This is a genomic window from Paenibacillus sp. FSL P2-0173, assembly GCF_038008045.1.
In the GTDB taxonomy this organism is placed as follows: domain Bacteria; phylum Bacillota; class Bacilli; order Paenibacillales; family Paenibacillaceae; genus Paenibacillus; species Paenibacillus polymyxa_B.
The window spans coordinates 178,826-204,366 of record NZ_JBBOYK010000002.1 but is presented as its reverse complement, the minus strand read 5'-3'; the positions used below and the strand labels follow the sequence as shown (position 1 = coordinate 204,366).

Below are 25,541 nucleotides of genomic sequence, written 5' to 3'. Positions count from 1 at the left end.
GGGTATGTAATCCCGTCTGCTTTATCCTATAAGGAACGTACCTGTTTAAACAACGTACAGAATGGTTAAAAATGGATAGCCTGATCATCCCCTTGAAAAGCAGGGGCAGCTTGCTGTAAAGGAGCCTGAGTCATATGTCCATTGACCGTTTTATCTTAAAAAAGCTGGACAACTGCCGGGAAGAGCATACACGCGCTAATTTACTAGAACTGTTTAGAATACGGATTGAGAAGGCGCAGAATAAGGAACGAGGCGGTAAAAAAGGTTATCGCAGAATACTTTAAATAGAGTCTGATCAAATGCATAAGCTGCGGTAAGTCACATGTATCATGTTTCAAAGCTGCTGATATGGAGAGGGTGCTGAAATGCCCCTCTCTTTTTTGTGTCTAATGTGGACAAAAAAAAGTCCCTCTTAATAGAGGGACAATGCCAATGAATCATTTTCACTAACGCTATGCAGGATGGCTTCACAACCGACAATCTCTATACTGATCAAAGAGTTAAGACATTTTTGAAGGGCACGTTTGCCGCTGGAGATTTTATTCTCCAAAGTGTTACTTAGAAGTTTTAAAGTTTTTTGTACCGGTTGCTTATTTTCTTGATTGAAGTATACGGGAATACGTTTGTTTTGAAATGTAATTAATGTTCTCACAAAAATCACCTCGCCTGAGTTATTTCATGGCTTTATTGTAGTGCCCGTTTCTTAAAATTACCTTAAAAACACCTTATAAAAACATAAAGGTCTGAAAAATTTACAAAGTGTTCACAACAATCTAGGGAATAATCGAATTTAGTTCTAACTAATCGACAAAATGACGTATATAGCCGTATTAGAAACGATTAAATACATATTATTGATACCAATGACTCTACTAATGTGAGAGAATATGACTAAAGTCGCTGTTTTATTTTTAGAGTGGGTATTTTGTAACAAATTGACAGTCTAATAGTCGGATGCTACAGTTACGATAGCCATATTTCCGTTGAAATAGGCTTTTTGCGTGAACTTTGCCATATATTAAGGATCGGGAGGGATGACAGATGATCCTGACCGTGCTTTCAGGACGACAGGAAACAGAGTGGTTTGACATCGAGGTAGCTGATGAATACTCGGTGGAACATTTAAAGTTGATGCTGGGTGTGCGCATTTTCGGCGAGCCTCCGGCGGAAGGCATGCAATATATTATGGAAGCAAAGTTCCCGGAAGGGCTTTGGTTCAGGGTGGGGGATAACCAGCTACTCACAGGATCAGGCTTACGGGAAGGCTGTACTGTGCGTATTCAGCGCGCTTTTTCGACAACTCAGGACGAAGCGCCTGTGTATGGAAGGCGTTCTCTGTTTCAAAGTGAAAAAAATGGGTAAATACACACATGAAATTATATGAAACCTTGGTAAAATGAAATAGTAAGCGAAAAGGGGGACTTTTGTCTTGAATGCATTATACCAGCGATCCCCGAGATTAAGGCCGGCGCTCCGAGAGGAGAAGCTGGAGATTTTACGGCCTCCGGCTGAGCCGAGCAAGCCGTCTTTTTCTATTATATCTATACTTATTCCGTTAATGATGACGTTGGTGACTATAGGCTTTTACGTATATATGAGCAAAACAGGCAAGATGGGTAACAGTAACTATTTGATGTTCCAGATGGTCACTGTGGTCATGATGCTTACATCTTATACGATTCCTTTTTTCGTCTATTTAAATAATAAGAAGGAATACAAGCGCAATCTGGAGGAACGGGACCGGATGTACCGGGAACAGCTTCAAAAGCATCGTGAAGAACTTGAAATGAAACGCGAGGAGCAAATTCGCACACTATATGAAATTCACGGTGACCCGCAAATATGCACTCAAATCGTCAAAAACCGCAATAGTTCACTCTGGGAACGATCACCGGAGGATGAGGACTTTTTGCAGGTGCGTATTGGGACTGGACAAGTTCCCTTTCATATTAAATTGCAAATTCCACGTCCAGATGGTTATGACCGAGATCCTTTGTTGGGAGCTGCGGATGAGCTGGAAGAGGAATTTCGTCTGGTAGACGCTGCTTCCATTGCATTACCGCTGTTTCAATCCAAAGTGGTTGGATTGGTCGGCGACCGGGAGCATACCCTTGCTGCGTTAAGAGTCATTTTGGCACAGGTGACGGTTCGTCACTCGCCAGATGAAGTGAAAATTGCTTCCTTCTATGACGAGCGAGAGGAAAGTGAATGGACTTGGATGCGCTGGCTCCCACATGTGTGGGATGATGACCGCATCCAGAGAATGATGTCAGACCGCAGTAGCAGTGCACATCAATTAGCTGATTTTCTGTTTGCCAGACTGAACCGTCGTAAAAATAATCGCAATGATCGCCAGGGCAAAGGAATGGAAGTCCCGTGTTATATCGTTGTTTTATCTGACACCCAGCTGATTGAGGAGGAACCGTTGCTGCCGTTGTTACTGGAGGACGGTCGAGCCATTGATGCGTGTACGATTGTGCTGGCTTCTCGTAAAGAGGCTTTGCCGATGCAGTGTCAGCTGATTGTGGAGGCTTCCAAAGAGCAGGGCGTATATGCCCGCAAATCAGAATCGGCGGAGGTTGAACAGCAAAGTTTTAAACCGGATCGTTTGTCAAAAGAGGAAGCCGATGCATTGGCGAGGTACATGGCTCCTATTCGCTTGAAGCGTTCCTCTGCTTCTGACATTCCCGCTGTGCTACCTCTGTTTGATATGATGAGCGTAGCGAGTGTGGAAGAACTGGACGTGGCAGATCGGTGGCGACGTAACCGCCATCCCGATACCTTACCTGTGCCGATGGGCGTGCGAGCAGGCGGTAAGAGGATTATGATTAACCTACATGATAAGATAGAGCGTCAAGGACATGGTCCCCATGGCTTGATCGCCGGTACAACGGGTTCAGGGAAGAGTGAGGTTATCCAGTCCATCGTAGCCTCGCTTGCTGCCGAGTTTCATCCACATGATCTTGCTTTTATGCTGATCGATTACAAGGGTGGAGGCATGTCCAACACGTTCGTTAACTTGCCGCATGTTGTGGGTACGATCACGAACTTGGACAATAATTTGATTGAACGTGCCAAAATATCTCTTAAAGCAGAACTGGTTCGTCGACAGAAGATATTGAACGATGCAGGCAATTTACAGCATATTGATGAATATTACAGACTACTCCGGCAGCGGCAGGAACAACCGCTGCCTCATCTGGTTATTATTATTGATGAATTTGCACAATTAAAGCGGGATCAGCCAGAGTTTATGGACGAGCTAATCAGTATTGCCGCGATTGGGCGGACATTAGGTGTCCATTTGATTTTGGCGACGCAAAAGCCCGCAGGTGTCGTAGATGATAAGATCTGGAGTAACTCCAGATTCCGCATCTGTTTACGGGTGCAAAGCGAAGGTGATAGCCGTGACATGTTGAAAATACCGAATGCCGCGTGGATTACGAAGCCGGGACGAGGGTATTTCCAGGTGGGTAGCGACGAGGTGTTTGAAGAGATGCAGTTTGCTTGGAGTGGTGCGCCGTATATAGGCAACAGCGATATTTCTTCTGCACTACCTGTACATGAAGTGAGATTGAACGGGAAACGTGAAGCGCTACTGACGGGCGGCGAACGGGCAAGCTCAGGCTTAAAAGGAGAAGAAGCCCCTAAACAGCTTCAAGTATTTATTGATTATATTGCGAATGAGGCTGCTAAGGCAGGGATCGAACGACTTCAGGGACCGTGGCTTCCACCGCTGCCTGAATTGCTGGATTTAACAAATCTGCCGGTATGCACCGAAATAGATAGTACATCATCACCTTTGGAGCTGAAGGCTCTTATTGGTCTGGTGGATGATTTGCCGAATCAGCGGCAGGAGCCAATTTATGCATCGCTGGATCATGGTCATTGGGCTGTGTATGGCATGCCGGGCATGGGAAAAACGACCTTTTTGCATACATTGCTGATGTCCACGGCTCAGCGTTTTGCAGCGAATCATTGGAACGGGTATATCATTGATATGGGTCGAACGATGCGCGACTTTGGGGAACTTCCCCAAATCGGGGCTGTTATGATGGCTGAGGAGGATGACCGGATCAAGCGACTGTTCCGTTATCTGTTCAAGATGGTGGCCGTACGCAAGGAAATGCTTTCCGAGGCTGGTGTCAAAACAATAAGCTCTTATCGACGTTCTGCTGTTGAGGATATTCCGCAAATTGTCGTAGTTATTGATGGATATCTTAATTTCCGTAATGCTTATCCAGATGAAAATGAACTGCTGGAATCTCTTTTGCGAGAAGGAGGCAGTCTAGGTATTACGTTTATCATTACAGCGAATCGGATTACCGATGTGTTTGAGAAATTCCGCAGTAACATACCGAATGCTGTTTCTTTTGAAATGTCCGACCCGAGTGACTATTACTATGCGGTAGGACGACCAGCCAAAACGCCAGGACCGTTAATTCCAGGCCGCGCTCTGGTTAAAGGGCATGTTCCTCCGCTGGAGTTCCAGACGGCATTGCCTTCACCAGGAGAAGATGAGGCGGAGCGATCAGCACGGTTACGTCGCAATATTGCTGGCATTGTGCAGGAATGGAAAGGCAAGCACGCACCAGCCATCCTCCCATTACCTGAGCGGATTCCACTGTCGGAACTGCTTCAGCAGTGGGATCGAACAAGTGGACCATCGGGTGCACTTCCTTATGAAGTACCTGTAGGTCTACAGAGTGACGATCTTGAGCCTTTTCTCCTGAATCTGAAAGAAGGGCCCAATTTTATAGTGGGTAGTCCAATGGAGGGTGGAAAAACCTCTTTTCTAATGAGCTGGATTATATCGCTTGCTTATTACACATCACCCGATCAATTGGAGGTCTATACGATCGATACACGCTATGGAGGCGGAGGACTATCTAGATTACGGCATCTTCCTCATGTTAAGGCTGCTGCCGAAAGCGAGGAAGAAATGGGACCTCTGGTACAGAAAGTGTATGATATCGTTCAACAGCGGAACAAGGAGGGGAATGATCCCGAATTGCTCCTGGTCATTGATGATGCGGATATGTTAAGTAAGCAACTGAACGATTTTATGATAAAGGATCAGCTCTCTGCCATTGTACGGTTGGGACGTGATCGCAATGTGCATGTCGTGCTCTCGGGTGTGCCATCTGATTTCCCTACCTTTGGTGTGGACTGGTTTAATGATGTCAAGGCAAGCCAAAGCGGTATGCTATTTGGAACACTAGATTCGAATGATCTATCGTTCTTTCGTATCCCTTATTCGGAGGCGAACGCCGCTGCTGGTGGCCTAAAAGTCCTGCCACCTGGGCAGGGATACTACGTACGGCGCAAATTTACCAGGATAAAAGCGGCAATTCCCTTCTCAGAGCAAGTGAGCTGTGAGGATTGGATAACGAAAATTCGTGACCGATGGCATGTTGTAGTTTGAAGGGAGGTGGCTCATAATGTTAACGTTTCAAGCTTCCAAGCAGAAGTTAATAACCCTCAAGGCGAAGGAACTGTTTTTTCTGGCAGGCGTACTGGGTTCTGACAGACTGCTTGGGGTGGAAGATCCGTTTAAGGGCTATCTAGCAGAGGAGTTGGCGGAAGAGTGGGAGCAGGTAAAAGCTACTCTTTTGGAAAAGGGGTATCTAAAGCGGGTAGATAAGGGCAAAGAGCTAGCAATGCCTCCTACCGTTTTTTCAAGAGTCGCTATCGCGGGATTATCCAACAGGGCTTGCCGTATACGCTATGTGCGGGGAGGTAAGCGGTTTGAAGGCTATCTCCATTGCACGAACGAGCGTGTAGTGGAACTCGTGAAATCCGCTGATGAACCCGATGAGTATCGACTGTATGATCTGGGTAATGTGGAAAAGGCTTGCGAGACATTGATTGATAAAATGGGTTGGGTAGATCGACTTGTGCCTGAATCCCCCGCACTTATGTTCTCCAAGCAGGCATTTAATAAAATTTACGAGCAATCGGCAGGAGAAAGTGTGTCTCTGATCAGCAGTAAACTGACCGAGGCTAGCGGAGATGCAGAGGGGGCTGCAAGACTGGCTCAGTCTTTGAGTTCCCGTGTTGCCGAGGGAGAACTGCAATTGCTGGTATGGAACGGCAGGGAGTGGGAATCACAACGGGCAGCCTTTGTCCTGTGTCCTGCAATGAACTGGATATTTCGGATGAGCTCAAGTGGTAACGGAGACTGGCTGATTGCAGCTATGGCTTCAAGAGATCAGTTTGTGGATTTATTATTAAATTGGTTGAAACAGTCGGCAGTGAATGAAGAAGTGACAGAAGAAGGGTGATGGATATGCGCATTCGAGTTGAACCGGATGTGCTTCGGGGGCTTAGCGGGCAGCTACAGCATGCGGCGGAGCAAATTCAACAGTTAACAGCAGGTTTGGAGCAGGCGTTACAATCGCTGGATTGGGATGTATCTGCACGCGAGGCGATCTTGAATCATTGGATGCAGGCCAAGCGGATGTCAGAACAGATCCATGCTTACCTCCATACATCAGGTACACAACTGAACCGAAAGGCAGAGCAGTTTCAGTCTGTTGACCACAACTATCAAACGATTCTGTCATTTGCCAGCCAACCATTGGGACGACCCGTCACAATGCTCGATTGGTCGAATCAGCAATCACCGTCTATTCTGCCTGGGCAAGCTTCGGAAGCAGGCAGTCTGATTTCAAACCCGCAGTCTGTCGTACATGCCATTGCTGGTGTACAGTCTTCGGATGTAGAAACGTTGCATCAGGATATTCTGATGCAGGCGTCTTCTAGCAGTCCGCAGGATTGGTATTTTACTGATCCGTCTACAGCAAGAGATCAGCCTGTCGCTTAGTTGGGATCGCGTTCCGGGACAATCTGGATCGACTGCAAAATTTACTTGATTCGTTTCGCAATTCCCGACTTTATGGGACTTATTAGGTGGTTGTTTTGTTAATATTATACTGTTAGATGCTGTTTTATAGTTAAAAAGTGGGATTGTTACAATTAGGTCCTTTGCCTTTTGTAGGGAATTAAATAGCCATAGTACAATTTGAACTAGATAAAACAAAAACATTTTTATCATCAAGGAGGACGCAAAAAATGGCAGGACGCATTTTAATTACCCCAGAACAGGTTGATCAGGTGGCTAACCAATTTAAACAAAGTGGTGAGCAAAGCCAACAGATCGTTTCCAGTTTGACACAGTCCATCTCAGGTATGGAAGGTCAATGGGAAGGTATGACTAAACAACGCTTCTTCCAAGAGTTTCAGGAAGCTAGCAAACAAATGCAAGCTTTCGTAACGACTTTGAACAGCATCAGCCAAGAATTGACAGCTATCGCTAACAAATTCCGTACGGTTGACCAAACGAAATAAGTTGCCTTGCCTGATAGGCATTAACTTGTCATATACCACTCTATAAGAAGCAATATGTGAGCCATTCCTCACGGTTTGGCACAGGATGTTCAGGAAAAACCGGGCGATCTTCGGATACCCGGTTTTCTTGCCATCCATAGATGTATATAATAAGGTGAGGAAAACTAGCATACTGAATGATGTAAGGAGAGGGATGTTTCATGTCTTTTCAACCGAATCCGGGAGACGAATTGATCATAAACGGCACAGCTTATGTGGTTGGACGACATCCCGCTGCACCCGGTTTAGCCTATGCTCAAGCAGGGCGGCAGGGAATTGTATACCAGCTGAATGCCAAAAACGGAGCACCGCATGAGGCAAAAGCCCTTAAAGTGTTTTTTCCGAAGTTCCGCATCCCGGCTATGGTTTATCAATCTGAGCATATGGAAGCATACGGGGATATTCCCGGTTTGCAGGTATGCAAGCGTGATGTGCTCACTCCAGAAAGAAACGGAAGTCTGATCGCCGAGCAGCCTGATTTGCTGTATGCGGTGCTGATGCCATGGGTTCACGGTATGACATGGTTCGATTGTCTCACAGATCAGCGTCAGCTTGAGGCTTCCGATAGTCTGGCTTTAGCCAGAGCATTGGCAGGGATCGGTTCAGCTATGGAGCAAAAAGGATTGGCGCACTGTGATTTATCGGCGCCGAATGTGATGCTTCCGTTTTTTTCTGAAGTGGAACTGCCTCAAGGCACGTCAGCTGTGGAATTGGTGGACGTGGAACAAATGTATAGTACTAAAATGGATCGTCCAGATGCTCTATTGGCAGGTTCGCCAGGGTATGCCGCCCATCGTACCGTCCACAGCGGTTTATGGAGTGCGTATGCAGACCGTTTTGCAGGGGCAATTATTATAGGAGAAATGCTAGGCTGGTCTGACCGTGTTGTAGTCGACAAAGCGTGGGGCGAAAGTTATTTTGATCAGCATGAAATGCAGACGCCTTGCGAACGTTATTTTATTTTACGAAAATCACTTGAATCCCGCTGGGGCAGCAAGGTGGTAGAATTGTTCAGCCGCGCCTGGGATAGTCAGGATTTAAGCAGTTGCCCTACTTTTGGCGAATGGTTGGTTGTACTTAATGCAGTTACTGAGCAGGAAATTCCAGTTGAGGCTATAGAACCGGAGCCTGCTGCGACAGAAACAATAGAATCGGCAGCGGTGAGTGGCCTTTCCAGTGAAGCTGCATCTTCTTTGTCAGCACCTGCACCGCTCAAGGCTGAACAGGCTGCACTGCTAAATCAGGCTGCCCTGGAGCAGGGAGAGCGTGGGGTAACGGACAAGCTGTTCCGACAGGCACGTGATTTGGAGCAGCAGAACAAACCTGCTGCAGCGCTGGAAGTATACCGGTCGTTGTATCATTTTGTAGAAGACGGCAGTCCTCTGCATGTGGAGGTGTCGGCTGCGATCACAGGGCTAGAGGAGCAGTTGAATCCCAAGACGCCGGAGCAACCTGAAAAATCAAAAGCCTGGTATCGCTCCAAAGCGTTTATCGTGACAACTGCGGCCGCAGTCGTTCTGTTGGCAGCTGGAATCCCAGCCGTGAATATTCTTGCAGATCAGTCCAATCAGCGGCAAATCGAGGCGGCCAAGCAGGAAGAGGCAGCGAAGGCTGCAAAGGCGGCCGAGGAAAAGCTGGCAGCCGAGCAGGAAGCCGCTCAAAAATTGCTGACGGAGAAACAACGCCAGGAAGCGGAACAGCAGGCCAAACAGCAGGTACTTGCCGCTCAAAAGCAACAGGAAGAGCAGAAGAGACAGCAAGCCCTTATCGATCAACAGGTTAAATATGAAGCTTATCTCGCCCAAAAGGAACAAAATAAGCAGGCGGCTGCCAAGTTGGCGAAGCAAAAAGCGTATGATCAACAGGCAAAGTATGAAAAATACTTGGCTTTGAAAAAGGAGCAGGAAACCCGTGCCGCCCAGGAAGAGGCAGCTCGTAAGGCAGCAGCCGAGGCGGAACAAAAGCAAAAAGAGTCTATGCATGCACGAAACAAGGAGAACGTTCTTCAGCTTATTTCCCTGTACAACAAGGCATATGCCTCTCAGGAAGGTGGAAGCGCTGCGAAGGCAAAGAGCTTTGCGAAGCGTTTTAGAACACTATATGATAGTAATCCTTCTTATTATCGTTCGGTAGGCGAAGTGGGATATCGGGCTTCCTCGATCTATAATTTTTTAGGCGATACGAATTTTAGACTGCCTAAAATTTAATATTTCATATGTTTATATATGGGCGGAATGATAGCTACAAAACAGATGAAGATAGAAGGTAACTGAGGGGAGCATGTACAAACCATGAATTATACAATACAGGCTTCACAACGCACTCCCGCCCTGATCATTTACCTGATTGACATCAGCGCGTCGATGAACATGCTGATGGAGGGGCGGCGGCGTATTGACGTTGTATATGAAGCTATATCGTTGGCGATCCGGCAGATGGTTTTCCGATCAACCAAAGGAAATCGGCTGACAGCACGCTATCGGATTGCGATTTTAGCTTATAGTGACGACGTGTATGACCTGCTGAATGGTGTCAAGGGAATTGATGAAATCGCGGCCATTGGTTCGTTGCCCGATTTGACACCCAAACGATTTTCAGATTCAGCAAAAGCCTTCCTGCAAGCTGAGCGTATTTTGCAGGCAGAATTACCAGGGATGCAGGACTGTCCTGCACCTTTGGTCTGTCATATGACAGATGGGGTTTCCACAGGCGATGATCCGGAACCGATTGCGAAGCGCATTATGAGCATGAGTGTACCGGACGGTAATGTACTGGTGGAGAATATATTTTTATCCGACAGGTTGCTGGAAACGCCTATTCAGGACCCCCGTCGCTGGAAAGGTCTGACGCATAATACGCCGTTGCAGGATGAACATGCAGTGAAATTGCGTGATATGTCTTCTGTACTGCCTGAAAGTTATCGGGAAATGCTGTTTGAGGCAGATTATCAGTTAGGTGAAGGAGCCATTATGATGCTGCCCGGAACCTGTGCGGAACTGGTGTCCATTGGGTTCCAAATGTCGGCTGCAACGCCTGTACGGTAAGGAGGTAAAAGCATGAATCCACTGCTGTCCCTGCTCCCCGAGAGCAAAAAAAAGGGAATGAATGCAAGGCTGACTCAGCAATTTGCTTACATAAGCTCTCAGACAGGCGATCAGCCTTTATCATCTCATCACAGTCGTTTTATGTGTCGTTATGGCTATGGAAGATCTGCCGAATCTGCCAGTATGGGGGAAAGCGGACAGGATTTCGCCGCAGTACGTATTCATAAATCCGTCTGTTGTTTTGTCTTGTGTGATGGTGTCGGGCTCAGTTACCGAGGAGATTTTGCAGCCCGCTATCTGGGTTCCTCTTTACTGGATTGGATGGAACGGGGACAAGATCTGTCTGCTGATCAGTTGAGGGGGTATCTTGAACGTTTGGCAGGTACAGCGGCAGAGGAACTGGATCGGCAGCCTTTGGATCATGAATCAGGCTTAATGCGCTCGGTATTGGAAGATAAACGTCGTCAGGGAAGCCAGTCCATGTATATTTGCGGTAAAATCGAACTGCCGAAGCGTGGTAGCCGTGGCCGTCTCCGACTTGCCTGGCAAGGGGATTCACGTTTGCGACTATGGAACGGTGCCGAGGAAATTAGCGAGCTGTTCGATCATACTTTTTCTACAGCGGAGCGCTGGTCAACAAGTCGTGGGCCGATTGGTGGGAAGCCTCATTGGTACGAAAGAAGTATACCCGCAGATATGCCGATGAGATTACAGGTGTATACTGACGGTTTATCCGATTTGGACCCCATTCGCGAGCCTGTCCCTGATGAGCAGATACAGGTATTGCTGGACGCATCCCATACCGGGGGACTTGATGATGATGCTGCATTTATTGAGCTTCAGTGGTAAATGAATAAGCAAAAGGACGTATGCATCCATATCCATGGTTGTATAACGTCCTTTTTTTGATGAATACATAGAAAAATACGATTCGTTAAGATATTTATAGAATGTAACGAGGAGGAGAAGGAAATACGCGCTAATGCGCGTAATATTCGTCCTTTTCTCAAATATCGCAAAGGAATAGCAAAAAATGCGCAAAAATGGTGATTATAAAGTATATCCTTTTGGGTAATCTTGTGATTATACAGATTACTGAAAGGGAGCGGTACATATGAGCTACACATATGCAGGAGGCGCACGCTTTGAAGGCAAAACGGCTCTGATCACGGGGGCTGGTTCTGGCATTGGCAAGGCAACGGCCATTCAAATGGCTAGAGAAGGAGCGAATGTCGCTCTTTTTGACGTAAGTAATGAGCGTATTTTGGAGACAGAAAGAGAAATTAATGCTATACGTGAAGGGTCGGCGCGGGCATTTGACGTGGACATTGCCGATCCGGTGCGTGTGGAAAAAGCAGTTCTGGAAGCGGTTGAATTATTTGGCGGTCTGCATATCATTTTTGCTAATGCCGGGATTAACGGGGTCGTCGGACCGATCGAGGATCTGAGCATTGAGGATTGGCGGCAAACATTGTCCACGAATCTGGATGGTACCTTCCTGACGGTGAAGTATACAATACCACATTTGAAAAAGAACGGTGGCGGCAGCATTATTATTACCAGCTCCATTAATGGAAATCAGCGCTTTACCAGCTTTGGAATGTCAGCCTACAGCACATCGAAGGCGGGTCAAACCGGTTTTGCTAAAATGGCTGCGCTGGAGCTGGCTAAGTTCCGTATTCGTGTGAATGTCATCTATCCGGGTGCCATTTCGACGAATATTGATGAAACCACGGAGAAATCGGAAGGGTTAAAGCAAATTACCATCCCCGTCAAGTTTCCCGAAGGAGGGCAACCGTTGGCTGATGGACCGGGTCAACCCGAGCAGGTAGCTGATTTGGTGACATTTTTGGCTTCTGATCATTCGCGTCACATTACTGGTGCACAAATTGTAATTGATGGGGCAGAGTCGTTATTGTTTTAGAAAATAGAGCATGCTCTGGGACGGAGAAATGTTTTGTGGTATCCTGAGTGTATTGTCTTGGTTACGGTGCGAATGTGAAGCTCACATAAAAACCCCGGGTCCTTCGCACCTCGAAATTTGTCGAAATGGATTCGGATTAGCTTTCTTCGTTAGAAGTCAATAGTCGATTCAAGCTTTTTTGGCATCGTTTTTTTCGAAAATGCATGGAATTGATATCATTAGGGTATGAATTCCTTCATTTTCGCTGTCGCACTCTATATGAGTGCGTGGATTGAAATTGACTTATCATCTTCATCCACTCCGTTCATGAACTGGTCGCACTCTATATGAGTGCGTGGATTGAAATATTTCCTCATACTCCGCATCAATAATGGTTGCATTGTCGCACTCTATATGAGTGCGTGGATTGAAATTCACTGTTTTGATAGCGCAGCTCATTGTATTTGAGTCGCACTCTATATGAGTGCGTGGATTGAAATATGATGAATGGAGGACGTCCTCAAGAAAGAAATAGGCGCACTCCATGTGACAATTGACGATGCGGCAGGATTCACGGTCAGTCGTTACGGCATATGGTTTTGTTTGACTGGTATGCTTTGCATAGTTCTCAGGGCTTCAGCCGCAGAAGGAAGAAAATAAAATCGAAGTGAAACGATCTTTGTGATATGTACAATGCTCGCAATGGGCGCGATGAGAGGCAATGATGCGGGGGAATGAGGCAAGAATATGAGGGCGTACAGGGGATAAAATGCGGAAGAACCACCGAAGGATGAAAAATCCAGTGCGGTGGTTCTTTTTTTTCACTCGTCTTGTATGCCATCATTATAGGGGGAGGCGATGAAGAATGTTCCAGGATTTCAAGCTCGTAAGTGACCGCCCGGTCTCGATACAAGTAAAAGAATACGTCAATCGTTTAATTATAAAAGGGGCGCTTCAGGCGGATCAGAAGCTGCCTTCCACACGAGAAATGAGCGTTCTGCTTAAGGTGAGCCGCAATACAGTCATTGCAGCCTATGAAGGCTTGGAGGATGACGGATTTACGTATGCGATTCCCGGAAAGGGGAGTTATGTGGCCGCCATGGTGGGCCAGTCGGCCGTAGATAACGGAGGATCTGACGGTTCTGCCACCTGGGAGGTCGACTGGAAGGCAAGAATGAACGAGTATGCTGTATCGGCTGTTGATCTGGATATGATGAAGCAGGGCATTCGTGCCCAAAAGGGAACTATCTCGTTCACAAGCATCGCTCCGGATGAGCAGCTGTTTGATCTGGGGGATGTAAGGCGAGCTTTTATGGATCGGATGGCAATCGAAGGGCAGGTGCTGCTCAACTACGGCTATGCCAAGGGCTACAAGCCGCTGATTGATTATCTGATGCATTATATGGAGAACAAAGGCGTTGATATAATTGGCAAGGATATGCTGATTACAGGCGGGTTTACAGAAGGCTTTGACATTGTGCTGTCGGCTTTACGCCCTTCTGCACGCCGTGGAGCGGCAATTTGTGAAAATCCGACCCATCACACAGCGATCAAAAATTTGAAGTTGCAAGGATTTGAGATTACCGGCATTCCGATGGAGTGTGACGGTATTGATGTAGAGCGGCTAGAGGAGGTACTGCAGAACAATAGCTTCGATTTGGCCTATTTGACTCCTTCCTATCATAATCCGACAGGCATCGTCATGTCGCCGGCAAAGCGCAGCGCTGTTATGAAATTAATGGCACGCCATCAGATTCCGGTGATCGAGGATGGATTCAATGAGGAGCTGCGTTACTCGGGAGCGCATATTGCGCCCTTAATAGCGACAGCAGGCCAAGGGAACGGAGTAATCTATATTGGCAGCTTCTCCAAGGTGCTGTTCCCTGGCTTGCGTGTAGGCTGGGTGCTTGGAGACCGAGCACTGATTGACACTCTGGAAAGCATTAAGCGTGCGCGCACCATTCATACCTCAACAATCGATCAATCGATTTTATACCAATATATGCTTAACGGAAATTTCGATAAACATGTAAAAAAAGCACGTACAGAGTATAAGCGCAAATATGAGCTGACAAAGACATGCTGTGAAGTACATCTTCCTGAGGCGCAGGTAACTGGTGACGGGGGCTTGCATTTGTTCCTTACCTTCCCGACAGGTGTAAATACACGCCAGCTGCTAGAAGCTTGCACAGAACAGGGCGTCATTTTCACACCGGGAGACAAGTTTTTTATTCAAGAAGGAGAAGGGACGAATACATTGCGGCTTGGGTTTTCACGAGTAACAGATGAAAATATCGAACGGGGTATTCAAATAATCGGTAAACAGACGCGTAACTTTCTTAAGGCATAAGGATTAAGAAAAGAGCTATAGAGACGGAATATTGTTCTGAAGAAGCAATAGCGATCGGATGAACATCCGTAGCCACATAAAGATTTTGAAGAAAAATGAGGTGTCATGATGAAAATTGGCGTTATTATGGGCGGTATTTCCTCTGAGCGTGAGATTTCTCTGCAGACAGGTCAAGAGATGATCAATCATTTGGATCGCAGCCGTTATGAAGTGGTTCCAATGGTGATCGAGCAGCGAGCGGATTTAATCGCGCAGGTCCAGCAGACAGGCATCGATATCGCGCTGTTGGCACTGCATGGTCAGTATGGCGAGGACGGCACGGTGCAGGGAGCGCTGGAGACGCTGGGCATTCCCTACACAGGCAGCGGTGTCCTGGCAAGCAGCTTATGCATGAATAAGCAGTTGTCCAAGATGCTGTTGAAGGCAGCGGGTGTGCATACGCCTTCAGGCCTTTACTGGCAGGGGATGGACGATTATGATCCGCAGGTGGTGGAGCGTTTGGGCTACCCGGTTATTGTGAAGCCGAATACGGGGGGATCCAGCATCGGCATCCAGCTTGTACAAAATGAGAAGGAACTGCTGTCGGCTGTTCAGGGGGCTTGCAGCTTGGATCAAGCGATCTTGATTGAGTCCTATTATGAAGGGACGGAGATTACCTGCTCCATCGTAGATGGCGAGGTATTGCCGATTATTAGCATTAGCTCCGCTCGTTCGAAGTGGTTCGACTACAAAGCAAAATACGAGGTCGGCGGCGCTGAGGAGAAGGTGGTCGAGCTTCCCCCCGTTATTGAGCAGCGTGTGCGCGAGGCGGCACTGGCCAGCTACCGGCTGCTGCAATGTAAGGTCTATGCAAGGGTCGATATGATTTTGTGTCAGGATAGACCTTACGTGCTGGAAGTGAACACATTACCGGGAATGACCGCCAACAGCCTCCTTCCGAAGAGTGCGGCAGCTGCGGGTATAACCTTTACACAGCTACTGGACCATATTATTGCCAGCTCGCTCCATGAGCGGAAACAGGAATGGGGGATGGCGTAATATGTTTAGTGAAAAGGGGACAGGGCGGTTTGTATCCTCGCGTGTACGGGATATTCGGCCATCGGGAATTCGCGCTTTTTTTGATCTGAATGCAGCAGGCGGAGGTACAATCGCCCTTGGGGTCGGAGAGCCTGATTTCGTTACACCGGAAAAGGTACGTGAAGCTTGCATTCAGGCATTGCGTGAAGGACAGACGAAATATACTTCGAATGCCGGCTTGATGGAGCTGCGGGAGGAGATCTCGGCTTATTTTTCCAGCAGCTTCGCGCTTTCCTATGACCCTGAGCAGGAAATGATTGTGACGGTGGGGAGCAGTGAAGCCGTCGACCTGGCGCTGCGAGCAGTGATCGATCCGGGTGACGAGGTGCTGATTCCAGCACCAAGCTATATTGCCTATGAACCCATTACCCATCTGCATGGCGGTAAAATTGTAGAGGTGGCGGCTACGGCAGAGGAGCAATTCAAGCTGACCCCGCAAGCGCTGCAAGCGGCAATTACACCTCATTCAAAGGTTTTAATGATCAATTATCCCTGTAATCCGACTGGAACAGTTATGACGGAGCAGGATTGGCTGCCGATGACAGAGCTCATTATCAAACATAATCTGGTCGTCATTTCGGATGAAGTGTATGCCGAACTGACTTACGGGAGAAAGCATGTCAGTATCGCCTCTTTGCCGGGCATGAAGGAGCGTACGATTGTCATCAGTGGTTTTTCCAAAGCATTTGCGATGACAGGCTGGCGGGTAGGCTATGCGTGCGGTCCGCATGAGCTGATTGCCGGCATGCTGAAAATCCACCAGTACACAGCCATGTGTGCGCCCACCATTGCACAGATTGCCGCGCTGGAATCATTGCGCCATGGCTTGGCTGCCAAGGATGAGATGATGGCGAGCTACAATGAACGTCGCAAGCTGTTTGTGGCCGGCTTGAATGCAATCGGGCTTGCTTGTCATGAGCCTGAGGGGGCTTTCTATGCCTTCCCTTCAATTACTTCTACTGGCATGTCATCTGAGCAGTTTGCACTTCGTATGCTGAAGGAAGCGAAGGTGGCGGTCGTACCGGGACATGTATTCGGATCAGGCGGAGAGGGCTTTATTCGCTGCTCATATGCAGCCTCGCTCGTCGATTTGGAGAAGGCGCTGGAACGGATGGGAAGGATTATGCAGGTAATGCAGCCGGTATGATGAACAGGGTTAATAACTCAACTTTTGCCGAACGTTTTCATAAAATATTTTACAAATACCTTTATGATTTTCGAAAATATAAAGGTATTTTTCTGATCAATGTAGTCGATATTTCCGGATGTATTTACCCAAAGCCAGAACGTTCAGCTTTGGTGTTAACTGGTGGGACCCTGCTTTTAAATGAGCTATCGATGAATTAAATATATTCGAATGTGCGCTTACTCCTTCACAGGTGGCAGAACTGGCAGAGGTGAAATAAGTCCAGGCAGGTATTTGTTGCTAAGCCAAAAAGCGAGTCTGTCCAGGTGCGAATGTGAAGCTCACATGAATTCTCCGAGAGATTCGCACCTCAGATTTTGTCGAATTATATCGAATGTGAACAAATTTTAAACGATTGCAAGAGGATGAGGTAATATTAGATGCGTTTTTGCCAAAATAACGCTAGAATGTTACTTAAATAGGGGGCATTTAACCCATTTTCGCTGTCGTCGCACTCTGTATGGAGTGCGTGGATTGAAATTGCCCTCCAGCGTTATAGTTTACCTCAATGACATGTCGCACTCTATATGAGTGCGTGGATGGTATGAAAAAAGAAGTCTTGTTTCGTGGCCTGCCCAGAAGTGAATAGTTGCAAATCTCTTTTTAACGGATTTCTCATTCGACAAATTCTCCCTTACTTTTATACAACAAAGAACTAACATTTACTATGTTGAAGTATAAAATAAGGTGGGAGTTGCTTATGAGGATTTCCATGAGTAAGTTTCTAAAGCGTTATGCAACGATTCTATTGAACTACGCAATAGGTATAGGGGTATTTTACGCTTTGGGATATCAGATGAGCGCTATGGGAATCTATGCAATCCTGACAGGAATTGTGACTGGAGAAATAATCAACTTCGCATTATCAAAGCGAGAGAAATGAACCTATGTATCCCTTGATTACATCAAAATCAGGGGATTTTTCATTTGATTAAAAGGTTCAACAGAGTTATTACCTGGGAACTCTATATCATTTACTAATAGTAAAGAATATGGAGAAATGAAATAGTCATGTCAACTCTGTGAAACCTTTTGTTTCGGCAATCCAATTTCACTTTTGTTATTCGTTTTCACAATCTTCCCTTGTGTGTAAGTTATGCTGAATTTTCGTTATAAACATTAGTTGCATAATATATTGACAGATGGTTAATTATGGAGAAGAATAGAGGGTGATTTTTAAAATAATGGAATTTTTATGTGAAGGGTGGTTATGACTTGAAGCATACACCTACGATTTCAGCGGAGTTTGAAGATTATCTAAAACAAAATGATATGACGTTGAGTCAATTTGCCGAATATTCAGGGGTACATCAAAGAACGCTTAGTAATTGGATTACTCAGCATCGTCCTGTTTCCGTACAGCAGCTGGACCGAATTACTGTGGCTATGGATTTGCCAGAGGGCTATTTTTATGACCAATACATAGAAAATTACATCATTGAACTTTCACCGAATTTCAGACGAATCGAGCCATTATTGTATCGTTGTGCGGAGCTGGACAAGCTGGATGCAATCCGTCGAATGGTTGGACATATCATGGATAATCCGCTGTATGCATCCAGGCTATTTGATGTTGCAGAAGCATTATTTGAACAGGGACGACATGCTGCTGCGCTGCCTCTATATGAGAATGTCGCAGAAGTGGAGAAATATCAGCATTCTGAACGCTTGGCCACCTGCCAATATCGTATATTCACGATTCAAGTTGGAGATGATCAAAGCCGTAATCTCAAGGCAGCCACACTGTTTGAACCCTTTGTGGAACGTCTGGATGAAATAGATCAGCTTGATGCACTAAAAGATTTGGCGAATGTGTTTCGTTCTTTGCGCTTATGGGACAGGCTTGATGTGACCGCTCGAAAAATGAGAGTTAGAGCAGAAATTCAATATACATTAGAGCATCAGCAGAGAAAACGAAAGCCTGCGGAACTTGAAAAGCGGCTGAGCCGTCCAATGTTTGTGTACATCTCCTATTCTGATTTACTGTGTGCCAGTGTATATGAGGCCAAAGGCGATTATGAGCAGGCATTACAATATACATACGCCTACGCTAATTTAGATTGGGTCAAAGAGACGGACGAGGATACTCTGCATTGGATTAAACAGTTTCAAGATTGGGCAGAAGGTAATACCTACGTGTATAAGCTATTATCTGGAGATATAAGTGTACTAAACAATTATGTTGAATATATTGCTGCATCGCCAGATGCTTCTGAAAAAGAAATGGTTACAAAAGTGTTGAATGTTATGTCGGCGGCAAACCAGTATAGTATAGATATAGATCATATACTTCGAAGGTTTAAAAAGAAAATTGACTTATTTGCCCAACACAAACCTTCATCGGATATGTATACCCAACAAGTGATACCAGAACAGTATGCGCGTCTTGGATACGAGTTAGCTTATTACTATTTGCATCAAGGTAGGTATAACGATGGTTTTAAACACTTGATGTATGCAATGCTAAAGTCACATATAATAAATAATGAAACTTATTTTATAAACTGCATGGGATTATTCTTACATTTCAGAATGAATGCAGCTCATGAAACAAAGGCGAAGTTTCTAAATTTCATTGAAAAGGTGTGGTTAGACAATGTTAAGAAAAATGGTTCTTCTGATCGTCGCAGCTAGCTTTTTGTTTTTCGTGGCTGTACCTAATCATGATTATAACCAACACCATATTATTCAGCTTAACGATACTATTGGAGGTGCTTAAAGGGAAATAAGAATTAACACTCACTAACCTCACGTTTCTTGGGCATTGTGATTCCAAGTTTAATTCTGAACCAACTGAAAATAAACATATACCAACAAAAAGTGCCTCTGGAATATTCCAGAAGCGCTTTTTTTTGTTAAGCGTATTTTAAAAAAATCCAAAAATTTACGTTTTGCATTAGGATATGACACAGAAGGGGGAATCATGCTGATGAATCCAGGTGTGACTTTACTTCGTGTCGAACGGGCCAGAAAAAGGCTGTACCAAGTCCAGAAGAAATACGGATTTTTAACGCATCCCAAAGTGATTGAACAATCCATGAAACTGGATGAACTATTGAATCAATACCAAATATACAAAATGAAATCCTAACAAATGAGTTCACGACATGTTGCTAATGGTAGAACGTGAAATCCAATCTCCAAACCCCAAACCCCAATCAAAATTCTAAATCCTATACTATGAAGAGGTGATAACGTTGTTGAACTTACGAAATCCTGTAACCCCTTTTGGATGGAAAATCAAAGAAAAGCTAGTCGAGAGGCAAATGGATCAGAGAACATTTTGTGATACCTATCATATTCCAGCTAGCCGCTTGTCTAATCTCATTCATGGAACACGTAAGGTCAAAAAATATAGAGTACAAGTATCTCAATTGCTTGGGATCGAAGAATAACCCTCTTTCTCCTTTATGGATACAGGACATCCTAATGATATGTAAGCTACAGTGGCAAAGGACTCCAGGTTTCTTTAATATAGATTGTACATAGGAAGCTTAAAACAAGGAGTGATGGGGATGTTCTCCAGAATGGCAGAGCAGAAGATTGCCGAGGCGATGGCCAAAGGTGAATTTGATCATTTGCCGGGAGCGGGCAAGCCACTGGTCATCGAGGATTTGTCACATGTTCCAGAGGAGCTGCGGATGTCGTACAAGCTGTTGAAGAATGCAGGCATTCTACCGGAAGAGCTTCAATTACAAAAGGAATGTATCCAGCTACGTGATTTGCTTCACGCTTGTCATGAGGCAGGAGAGCAACAACGGATCAGTCGCAGACTGACTGAAAAATCACTACGTCTCCGTATGCTGCTGGAGGAAAGAGGGCTGAATACGTCGTCTGTATTTTATGAATATGAGTCCGCTATGCGTAAGCGACTGGAGGAATAGAAGCGAGCGGAGCAAAGGGCGGAATGCCCTTGCCCGTACACTTTGATTTCCGCGCTTTACCTCATTACCGTTGCAGTGCAGATAATCTCATGAGGCATTGTTTCGTCAGGATGACGGGTTCTTTGGGCAGTTTGTCCAAATGAAAGTCATCGATTAAATCCACAGCCTTCACAGGCTCAGGTGAATCCAGCAGCCCGGAAAAATAGGCGAGCCAGCCAATGACTGCTTCCGGTGTGATACCTTGTCGGCGCATAGCTCGGAGTGCTACGCCACCATGCCGTTTGGCCAGCCTTCGCCCATCAGGGCCCAGGACAAGGGGAACGTGTGCGAAACGTGGCGACTGCAACCCCAAAGCTTGGTACAGCAATAGCTGACGAGGAGTCGAATCGAGAAGATCATACCCACGTAGTACGTCGGTCATATACATATCTGCATCATCGACAACGACAGCCAGCTGATAGGAAAACATGCCGTCCGCCCGTTTGACGATAAAATCGCCGCCCTCTGCCGCACCGAAGGTCACATGGCCTGCTACCTGATCATGAAACGAAATAACGGCATCTGGATTTTGCGGTACTTTAAAGCGAAGTGAAGGGAGTTTATGTTGTGCTTTGGCTACGACATCTTGAGAGCTAAGGTTACGACATGCACCTGAATATGCGGGTCCTTCACCAGACAGTCCATGTGGAGCATGGGCGGCAGCCACAATGTCGGCCCGACTACAAAAACAAGGATACAGCAAATCTTGCTCCTGTAGTATCTCCAATGCAGATTGGAAGCGTTCCAGCCGCTGGCTTTGAGTGTAGGGACCGTAGGGACCGCCTACGTCGGGTCCTTCGTCCCATTCCAGCCCGATCCAGCGCAAATCTTCCATAATCCCTTGCGCCAACTGGCTGCGAGCTCGCGTCATATCGATATCTTCCATGCGCAAAATATAGGTTCCACCCAGGGAGCGAACGTGCAGCCAGGATAATAAGGCGGTGCGAGCGTTTCCTAAGTGTATCCATCCCGATGGTGTTGGGGCAAATCGCCCTCTGATGGGTTGGGCCTGTAATTCCATACGAAAGTGACCTCGATTCTATATTCCGTCCTTCAGCAATCCATATCAACCATATTATAAAACGAACTTGCCGCGAGTGCATCTCGACAGGTATAGAAGCTAAACACGAAGCATACATAGCCGCGATGGCCAGACGGGAAATTTAAATATCTGTATAATAGATTTAGAAGAATTATGCACGACAGACCGAAGAGAAGTCCCAGAGTGCAGCTTAACATTTTTAATTCAATATTCAACAATTACAGGTAATGAAAAATTCACAATAATAAAGGAATTAAAACTTAGATTCTACGCATCAAGCGTATCATTGGAGAGATTTCATTGACAGATAAACAACTGCCTATTATGCAAGTGATCCCCGAGCTTAAACATATACTGCAATCCCATTCGGCGGCGGTACTGCTTGCCCAGCCGGGAGCGGGGAAAACGACGGTAACACCGCTGGAGCTGCTGCATGAGCCGTGGCTGGCAGGGCAAAAGATGATCATGCTGGAGCCGAGGCGTTTGGCAGCACGTGCAGCAGCAGCACAAATGGCGAAAGCGCTGGGAGAGCCCACCGGGAAGACCGTGGGTTATCGGGTTCGTATGGATACAAAAGTAGGACCAAACACGCGGATTGAAGTGGTTACGGAGGGCGTACTGACCCGGATGCTGCAACATGATCAGGCATTGGAGGGAGTCGGGCTGATTATTTTTGATGAGTTTCATGAACGCAGCCTGCATGCAGACTTGGGATTGGCACTTGCCCTGCAAAGCCAGGCGCTGTTGCGACCGGATTTGAAGATATTGATCATGTCTGCCACCCTGGAGGCAGAGCCTGTATGCAGACTATTAGGGGATGCGCCATTGCTGGAATGTCCAGGCACCGTATTTCCAGTAGAAACCTTTCATATGTCCAAACCTTCATCAATCTCATTAGAGTCTTTTACGGCTGAGACGGTAGAAAAGGCGCTTGATGTTCATGAAGGCGATCTGTTGGTGTTTTTACCAGGGGCTAGAGAAATTCATAGAACGGAACGAGAATTGGCTTCAAAGCATTTACCAGCACACGTCAAGGTAATTCCGCTGTACGGCAGCATGAAGCTGGAGCAGCAGGATGAGGCAATACGTTCATCGGCTTTGGGCAGTCGAAAAGTGGTATTGGCCACATCGATTGCCGAGTCCAGCTTGACCATCGCCGGGATTACGGTGGTGATCGATAGCGGACTTTCGCGGGAGTCGGTATTTTCCGCGCGAACTGGCATGAGCCGTTTGACTACCGTCAAGGCGTCCAAGGCCTCCGCCGACCAGCGGCGCGGACGGGCGGGCCGCCTCCAGCCGGGCGTATGCTACCGGCTGTGGAGTGCGCAGGAGCATGCCGCGCTCCACGATGCCAGCCGCCCGGAGATCGCCGCGGCGGATCTGGCCCCGCTCGCGCTGGAGCTGGCGGCCTGGGGCGTGCGCGAGCCCGCCGAGCTGGCCTGGCTGGATGCCCCGCCTGAGGCCGCGTACCGCCAGGCCACAGGTCTGCTGCACCAGCTCGGCTGCCTGGATGAAGCAGCCGATGGCACTACAGGCGGCATCACCGCGCATGGGCGCGAGGTGTCCGCCCTAGGCACGCACCCGCGCCTTGGGCACATGCTGTTGCGCGCAGCCGCCCTTGGCCTGGCCCCGACTGCCAGCCGTCTGGCTGCGCTGCTGCAAGAGCGGGACCCGTTCCGCGCTCATGGCGGAACGGATTTGCGCCCGCGGCTGGATGCCCTGCGCGAGGCGGCCCATGCCCGCAGTACGCACAGCCTGCTGCGGGCAGCAGACGATACGGTGATTCGCCGTATCGTGCAGGAGAGCCGGCAGCTGCTAGCCACGCTGCCGACAGCAGCCGCAGCGCAGGACGAGCCTGATGGCTCCGCGGCTTGCGGGCTGCTGTTGGCCTTTGCGTATCCGGATCGGATCGCGCAGGGCCGGGGGGACGGCCGCTTTTTGCTTAGCGGCGGTCGGGGGGCGCGACTCCGACAAGTGGAGTGGATGTCGCGTTCGTCCTATCTCGTCGCCGCCGAAGTGGACGACGAGGGAGCAGATGGCGCCATTCAGTTGGCGGCACCGGTTGAACTGCAAGAGCTGATTCAGCATTGCAGCGAATTGCTGCTAGAACAAGCCAACGTATACTGGGATAGCTCCGCCTCAGCAGCGAGAGCCCGCAAGGTACTGCGGCTGGGCTCACTCGTCTTAAAGGAAACGTCCTATGAGCGACCTCCGGCAGAGGAAGTAGCTGCTGCCTTGATGCAGGGTGTCCGTGAACGAGGTCTGAAGCTGCTGTCATGGAATCGGCAAACCCTCCAGTTGCAGGCTCGTTTGATTTTTATGCACTTCTCGGCGCCTGAGGACTGGCCGGACTGCACGGAATCGGCATTGCTGGATTCACTGGAATCGTGGCTGTTGCCTTTTGCTCTAGGAGCCAAAAATGTATCCGATTTGCAACGGCTGGACAGTGCTGCATTGCTGCTTGGCAGGCTAGATTGGGAACAGCGGCAGCAGCTTGATCAGGAAGCGCCGACGCATATCCGCGTACCCAGCGGTTCCCGCATTCCTGTCGATTATTCGAATCCTGAGGCACCAGCGCTGGCCGTACGACTACAAGAGTTGTTCGGTATGAGGGATACGCCCCGTATTGGACGCGTACCCATTGTATTGCATTTACTGTCACCTGCCCAGCGACCTGTCCAAGTGACTTCCGACTTGTCCAGCTTCTGGAGCGAGGCTTACTTTGAAGTCAAAAAGGACCTGAAGGGCAGATATCCCAAGCATTATTGGCCGGATGATCCACTGGAAGCTGTGGCGACCAACAGAGCAAAGCCAAAGCGTTAAATAGAAGCTGTTTTATGCTAATCGACTTTTTGAATTTTCGTAAAATCGTTTAAACGTCATAATGGCGGGGTAATGAAAGACGAACCACTCAACACCAAAATATTGGGAGGTAACTATCATGGCTAATAACTTAAACGATTATAATGAAAAGAAAATTGTTGGTGTTTTTGATACAGAGCAGGAAGCATCTCGTGCGATAGGACAATTGCAGAGCAAAGGAATCCCAAGCAGTGAAATTTCTGTGATCACCCGTGACCGTGACGAGCTAAGGACGATTAGTGAAGAGACAGGCACCAAAGCACCGGAGGGTGTGGCCACAGGTGCGGCTACCGGCGGTATTGTAGGCGGCGTTGCTGGCTTGCTGGCAGGCATCGGGGCCTTGGCTATTCCGGGTATCGGACCGATCCTTGCTGCTGGACCTATCGCGGCTACTCTTACCGGAGCAGCTGTCGGAGCGGGAGCAGGTGGCTTGGTCGGTGGACTGGTCGGGCTAGGCATTCCAGAAGATGATGCACGTCAATACGAGACATACGTCGATCAGGGCAAGATTTTAGTGCTGGTGGATTCTGCTGACCATCACAGGGATGTTTATGATATTTTCCGCACCAACCGTTCGCTGAATGCGGATCGTTACAGAACGTATGATGATACGGTGGCGGATACGCGGACAGATGCGTACACAGATACTAGAAGGAACCTGTAAACAACTAACGGCTAGTTGAGAACGTGATTTAACAGGCTTTCCTATCTCCTTTGTATATAGGTTGTTTCTACAGCAGCAGTCTCCCCGAGAGGGAAGACTGC

At 47.5% G+C, this 25,541-nt stretch carries 21 protein-coding genes; 19 read left to right on the top strand and 2 right to left on the bottom strand.

All coding sequences use genetic code 11. The annotated features are described in order from the left end of the window. The first annotated feature begins 134 nt into the window (after positions 1-134). On the top strand, positions 135-284 hold the full coding sequence (locus tag MKX30_RS11125) for a hypothetical protein (RefSeq protein ID WP_023988262.1): 150 nt from the start codon (positions 135-137) through the stop codon (positions 282-284). Between the two features lie 128 nt (positions 285-412). Here MKX30_RS11125 and MKX30_RS11120 read toward each other — a convergent pair whose 3' ends face one another. Further along, positions 413-652 (bottom strand): hypothetical protein, encoded by a 240-nt coding sequence (locus MKX30_RS11120; RefSeq protein ID WP_013370782.1) that lies wholly within the window; start codon positions 650-652, stop codon positions 413-415. Between the two features lie 389 nt (positions 653-1,041). Between MKX30_RS11120 and MKX30_RS11115 the strand changes: the two genes are divergently transcribed. The 16 genes from MKX30_RS11115 (at position 1,042) to MKX30_RS11040 (ending at position 20,833) form a co-directional block, all read left to right on the top strand. Then, positions 1,042-1,362 carry a hypothetical protein gene (locus MKX30_RS11115; RefSeq protein ID WP_023988263.1) on the top strand — a complete coding sequence of 107 codons (321 nt, stop codon included), beginning with the start codon at positions 1,042-1,044 and terminating at the stop codon, positions 1,360-1,362. Positions 1,363-1,429: 67 nt separating this feature from the next. Next, positions 1,430-5,425, top strand: a complete 3,996-nt coding sequence (gene essC, locus MKX30_RS11110) for a type VII secretion protein EssC (protein WP_071558844.1) — start codon at positions 1,430-1,432, stop codon at positions 5,423-5,425. Positions 5,426-5,441: 16 nt separating this feature from the next. After that, positions 5,442-6,284, top strand: coding sequence for a hypothetical protein (locus MKX30_RS11105; protein ID WP_068940682.1), 843 nt, complete (start codon positions 5,442-5,444; stop codon positions 6,282-6,284). Between the two features lie 5 nt (positions 6,285-6,289). Continuing rightward, positions 6,290-6,826 (top strand): WXG100 family type VII secretion target, encoded by a 537-nt coding sequence (locus MKX30_RS11100; protein ID WP_025719059.1) that lies wholly within the window; start codon positions 6,290-6,292, stop codon positions 6,824-6,826. Between the two features lie 248 nt (positions 6,827-7,074). Next, the gene (locus MKX30_RS11095) at positions 7,075-7,350 is read left to right on the top strand and encodes a WXG100 family type VII secretion target (RefSeq protein ID WP_013309990.1); all 276 of its coding nucleotides are present in this window, start codon (positions 7,075-7,077) and stop codon (positions 7,348-7,350) included. Between the two features lie 200 nt (positions 7,351-7,550). Further along, a complete protein-coding gene (locus tag MKX30_RS11090) occupies positions 7,551-9,596 on the top strand; it encodes a hypothetical protein (protein ID WP_076264229.1) in 2,046 nt (681 codons plus the stop codon). 84 nt (positions 9,597-9,680) lie between these two features. After that, positions 9,681-10,433 (top strand): vWA domain-containing protein, encoded by a 753-nt coding sequence (locus tag MKX30_RS11085; protein ID WP_013309992.1) that lies wholly within the window; start codon positions 9,681-9,683, stop codon positions 10,431-10,433. Between the two features lie 12 nt (positions 10,434-10,445). Further along, positions 10,446-11,282 (top strand): hypothetical protein, encoded by an 837-nt coding sequence (locus tag MKX30_RS11080; RefSeq protein ID WP_068940684.1) that lies wholly within the window; start codon positions 10,446-10,448, stop codon positions 11,280-11,282. A 265-nt stretch (positions 11,283-11,547) separates the two neighbouring features. Next, a complete protein-coding gene (locus MKX30_RS11075) occupies positions 11,548-12,357 on the top strand; it encodes an SDR family oxidoreductase (protein ID WP_023988269.1) in 810 nt (269 codons plus the stop codon). A gap of 844 nt (positions 12,358-13,201) precedes the next feature. Then, on the top strand, positions 13,202-14,686 hold the full coding sequence (locus tag MKX30_RS11070; RefSeq protein WP_341062833.1) for an aminotransferase-like domain-containing protein: 1,485 nt from the start codon (positions 13,202-13,204) through the stop codon (positions 14,684-14,686). 108 nt (positions 14,687-14,794) lie between these two features. After that, positions 14,795-15,724: a D-alanine--D-alanine ligase gene (locus tag MKX30_RS11065; RefSeq protein ID WP_068940706.1), complete on the top strand. Its 930-nt coding sequence runs from the start codon at positions 14,795-14,797 to the stop codon at positions 15,722-15,724. Position 15,725: 1 nt separating this feature from the next. Further along, positions 15,726-16,910 carry an aminotransferase class I/II-fold pyridoxal phosphate-dependent enzyme gene (locus MKX30_RS11060; protein WP_076294868.1) on the top strand — a complete coding sequence of 395 codons (1,185 nt, stop codon included), beginning with the start codon at positions 15,726-15,728 and terminating at the stop codon, positions 16,908-16,910. 1,236 nt (positions 16,911-18,146) lie between these two features. After that, positions 18,147-19,583, top strand: coding sequence for a helix-turn-helix domain-containing protein (locus tag MKX30_RS11055; RefSeq protein ID WP_445671560.1), 1,437 nt, complete (start codon positions 18,147-18,149; stop codon positions 19,581-19,583). A 289-nt stretch (positions 19,584-19,872) separates the two neighbouring features. Then, on the top strand, positions 19,873-20,040 hold the full coding sequence (locus MKX30_RS11050) for an aspartyl-phosphate phosphatase Spo0E family protein (RefSeq protein ID WP_071558834.1): 168 nt from the start codon (positions 19,873-19,875) through the stop codon (positions 20,038-20,040). A gap of 109 nt (positions 20,041-20,149) precedes the next feature. Beyond that, positions 20,150-20,344 carry an XRE family transcriptional regulator gene (locus tag MKX30_RS11045; RefSeq protein ID WP_341063002.1) on the top strand — a complete coding sequence of 65 codons (195 nt, stop codon included), beginning with the start codon at positions 20,150-20,152 and terminating at the stop codon, positions 20,342-20,344. A 114-nt stretch (positions 20,345-20,458) separates the two neighbouring features. After that, positions 20,459-20,833 carry a DnaJ family domain-containing protein gene (locus MKX30_RS11040; protein WP_023988290.1) on the top strand — a complete coding sequence of 125 codons (375 nt, stop codon included), beginning with the start codon at positions 20,459-20,461 and terminating at the stop codon, positions 20,831-20,833. Positions 20,834-20,897: 64 nt separating this feature from the next. Here MKX30_RS11040 and gluQRS read toward each other — a convergent pair whose 3' ends face one another. Further along, a complete protein-coding gene (gene gluQRS, locus MKX30_RS11035; protein ID WP_023988291.1) occupies positions 20,898-21,893 on the bottom strand; it encodes a tRNA glutamyl-Q(34) synthetase GluQRS in 996 nt (331 codons plus the stop codon). A 321-nt stretch (positions 21,894-22,214) separates the two neighbouring features. Here gluQRS and hrpB point away from each other — a divergent pair, with 321 nt between their 5' ends. Both hrpB and MKX30_RS11025 read left to right on the top strand, forming a co-directional pair. Continuing rightward, the gene (gene hrpB / locus MKX30_RS11030; RefSeq protein WP_341062832.1) at positions 22,215-24,737 is read left to right on the top strand and encodes an ATP-dependent helicase HrpB; all 2,523 of its coding nucleotides are present in this window, start codon (positions 22,215-22,217) and stop codon (positions 24,735-24,737) included. Positions 24,738-24,855: 118 nt separating this feature from the next. After that, positions 24,856-25,440, top strand: a complete 585-nt coding sequence (locus MKX30_RS11025) for a general stress protein (protein ID WP_028542417.1) — start codon at positions 24,856-24,858, stop codon at positions 25,438-25,440. Positions 25,441-25,541: the final 101 nt, after the last annotated feature.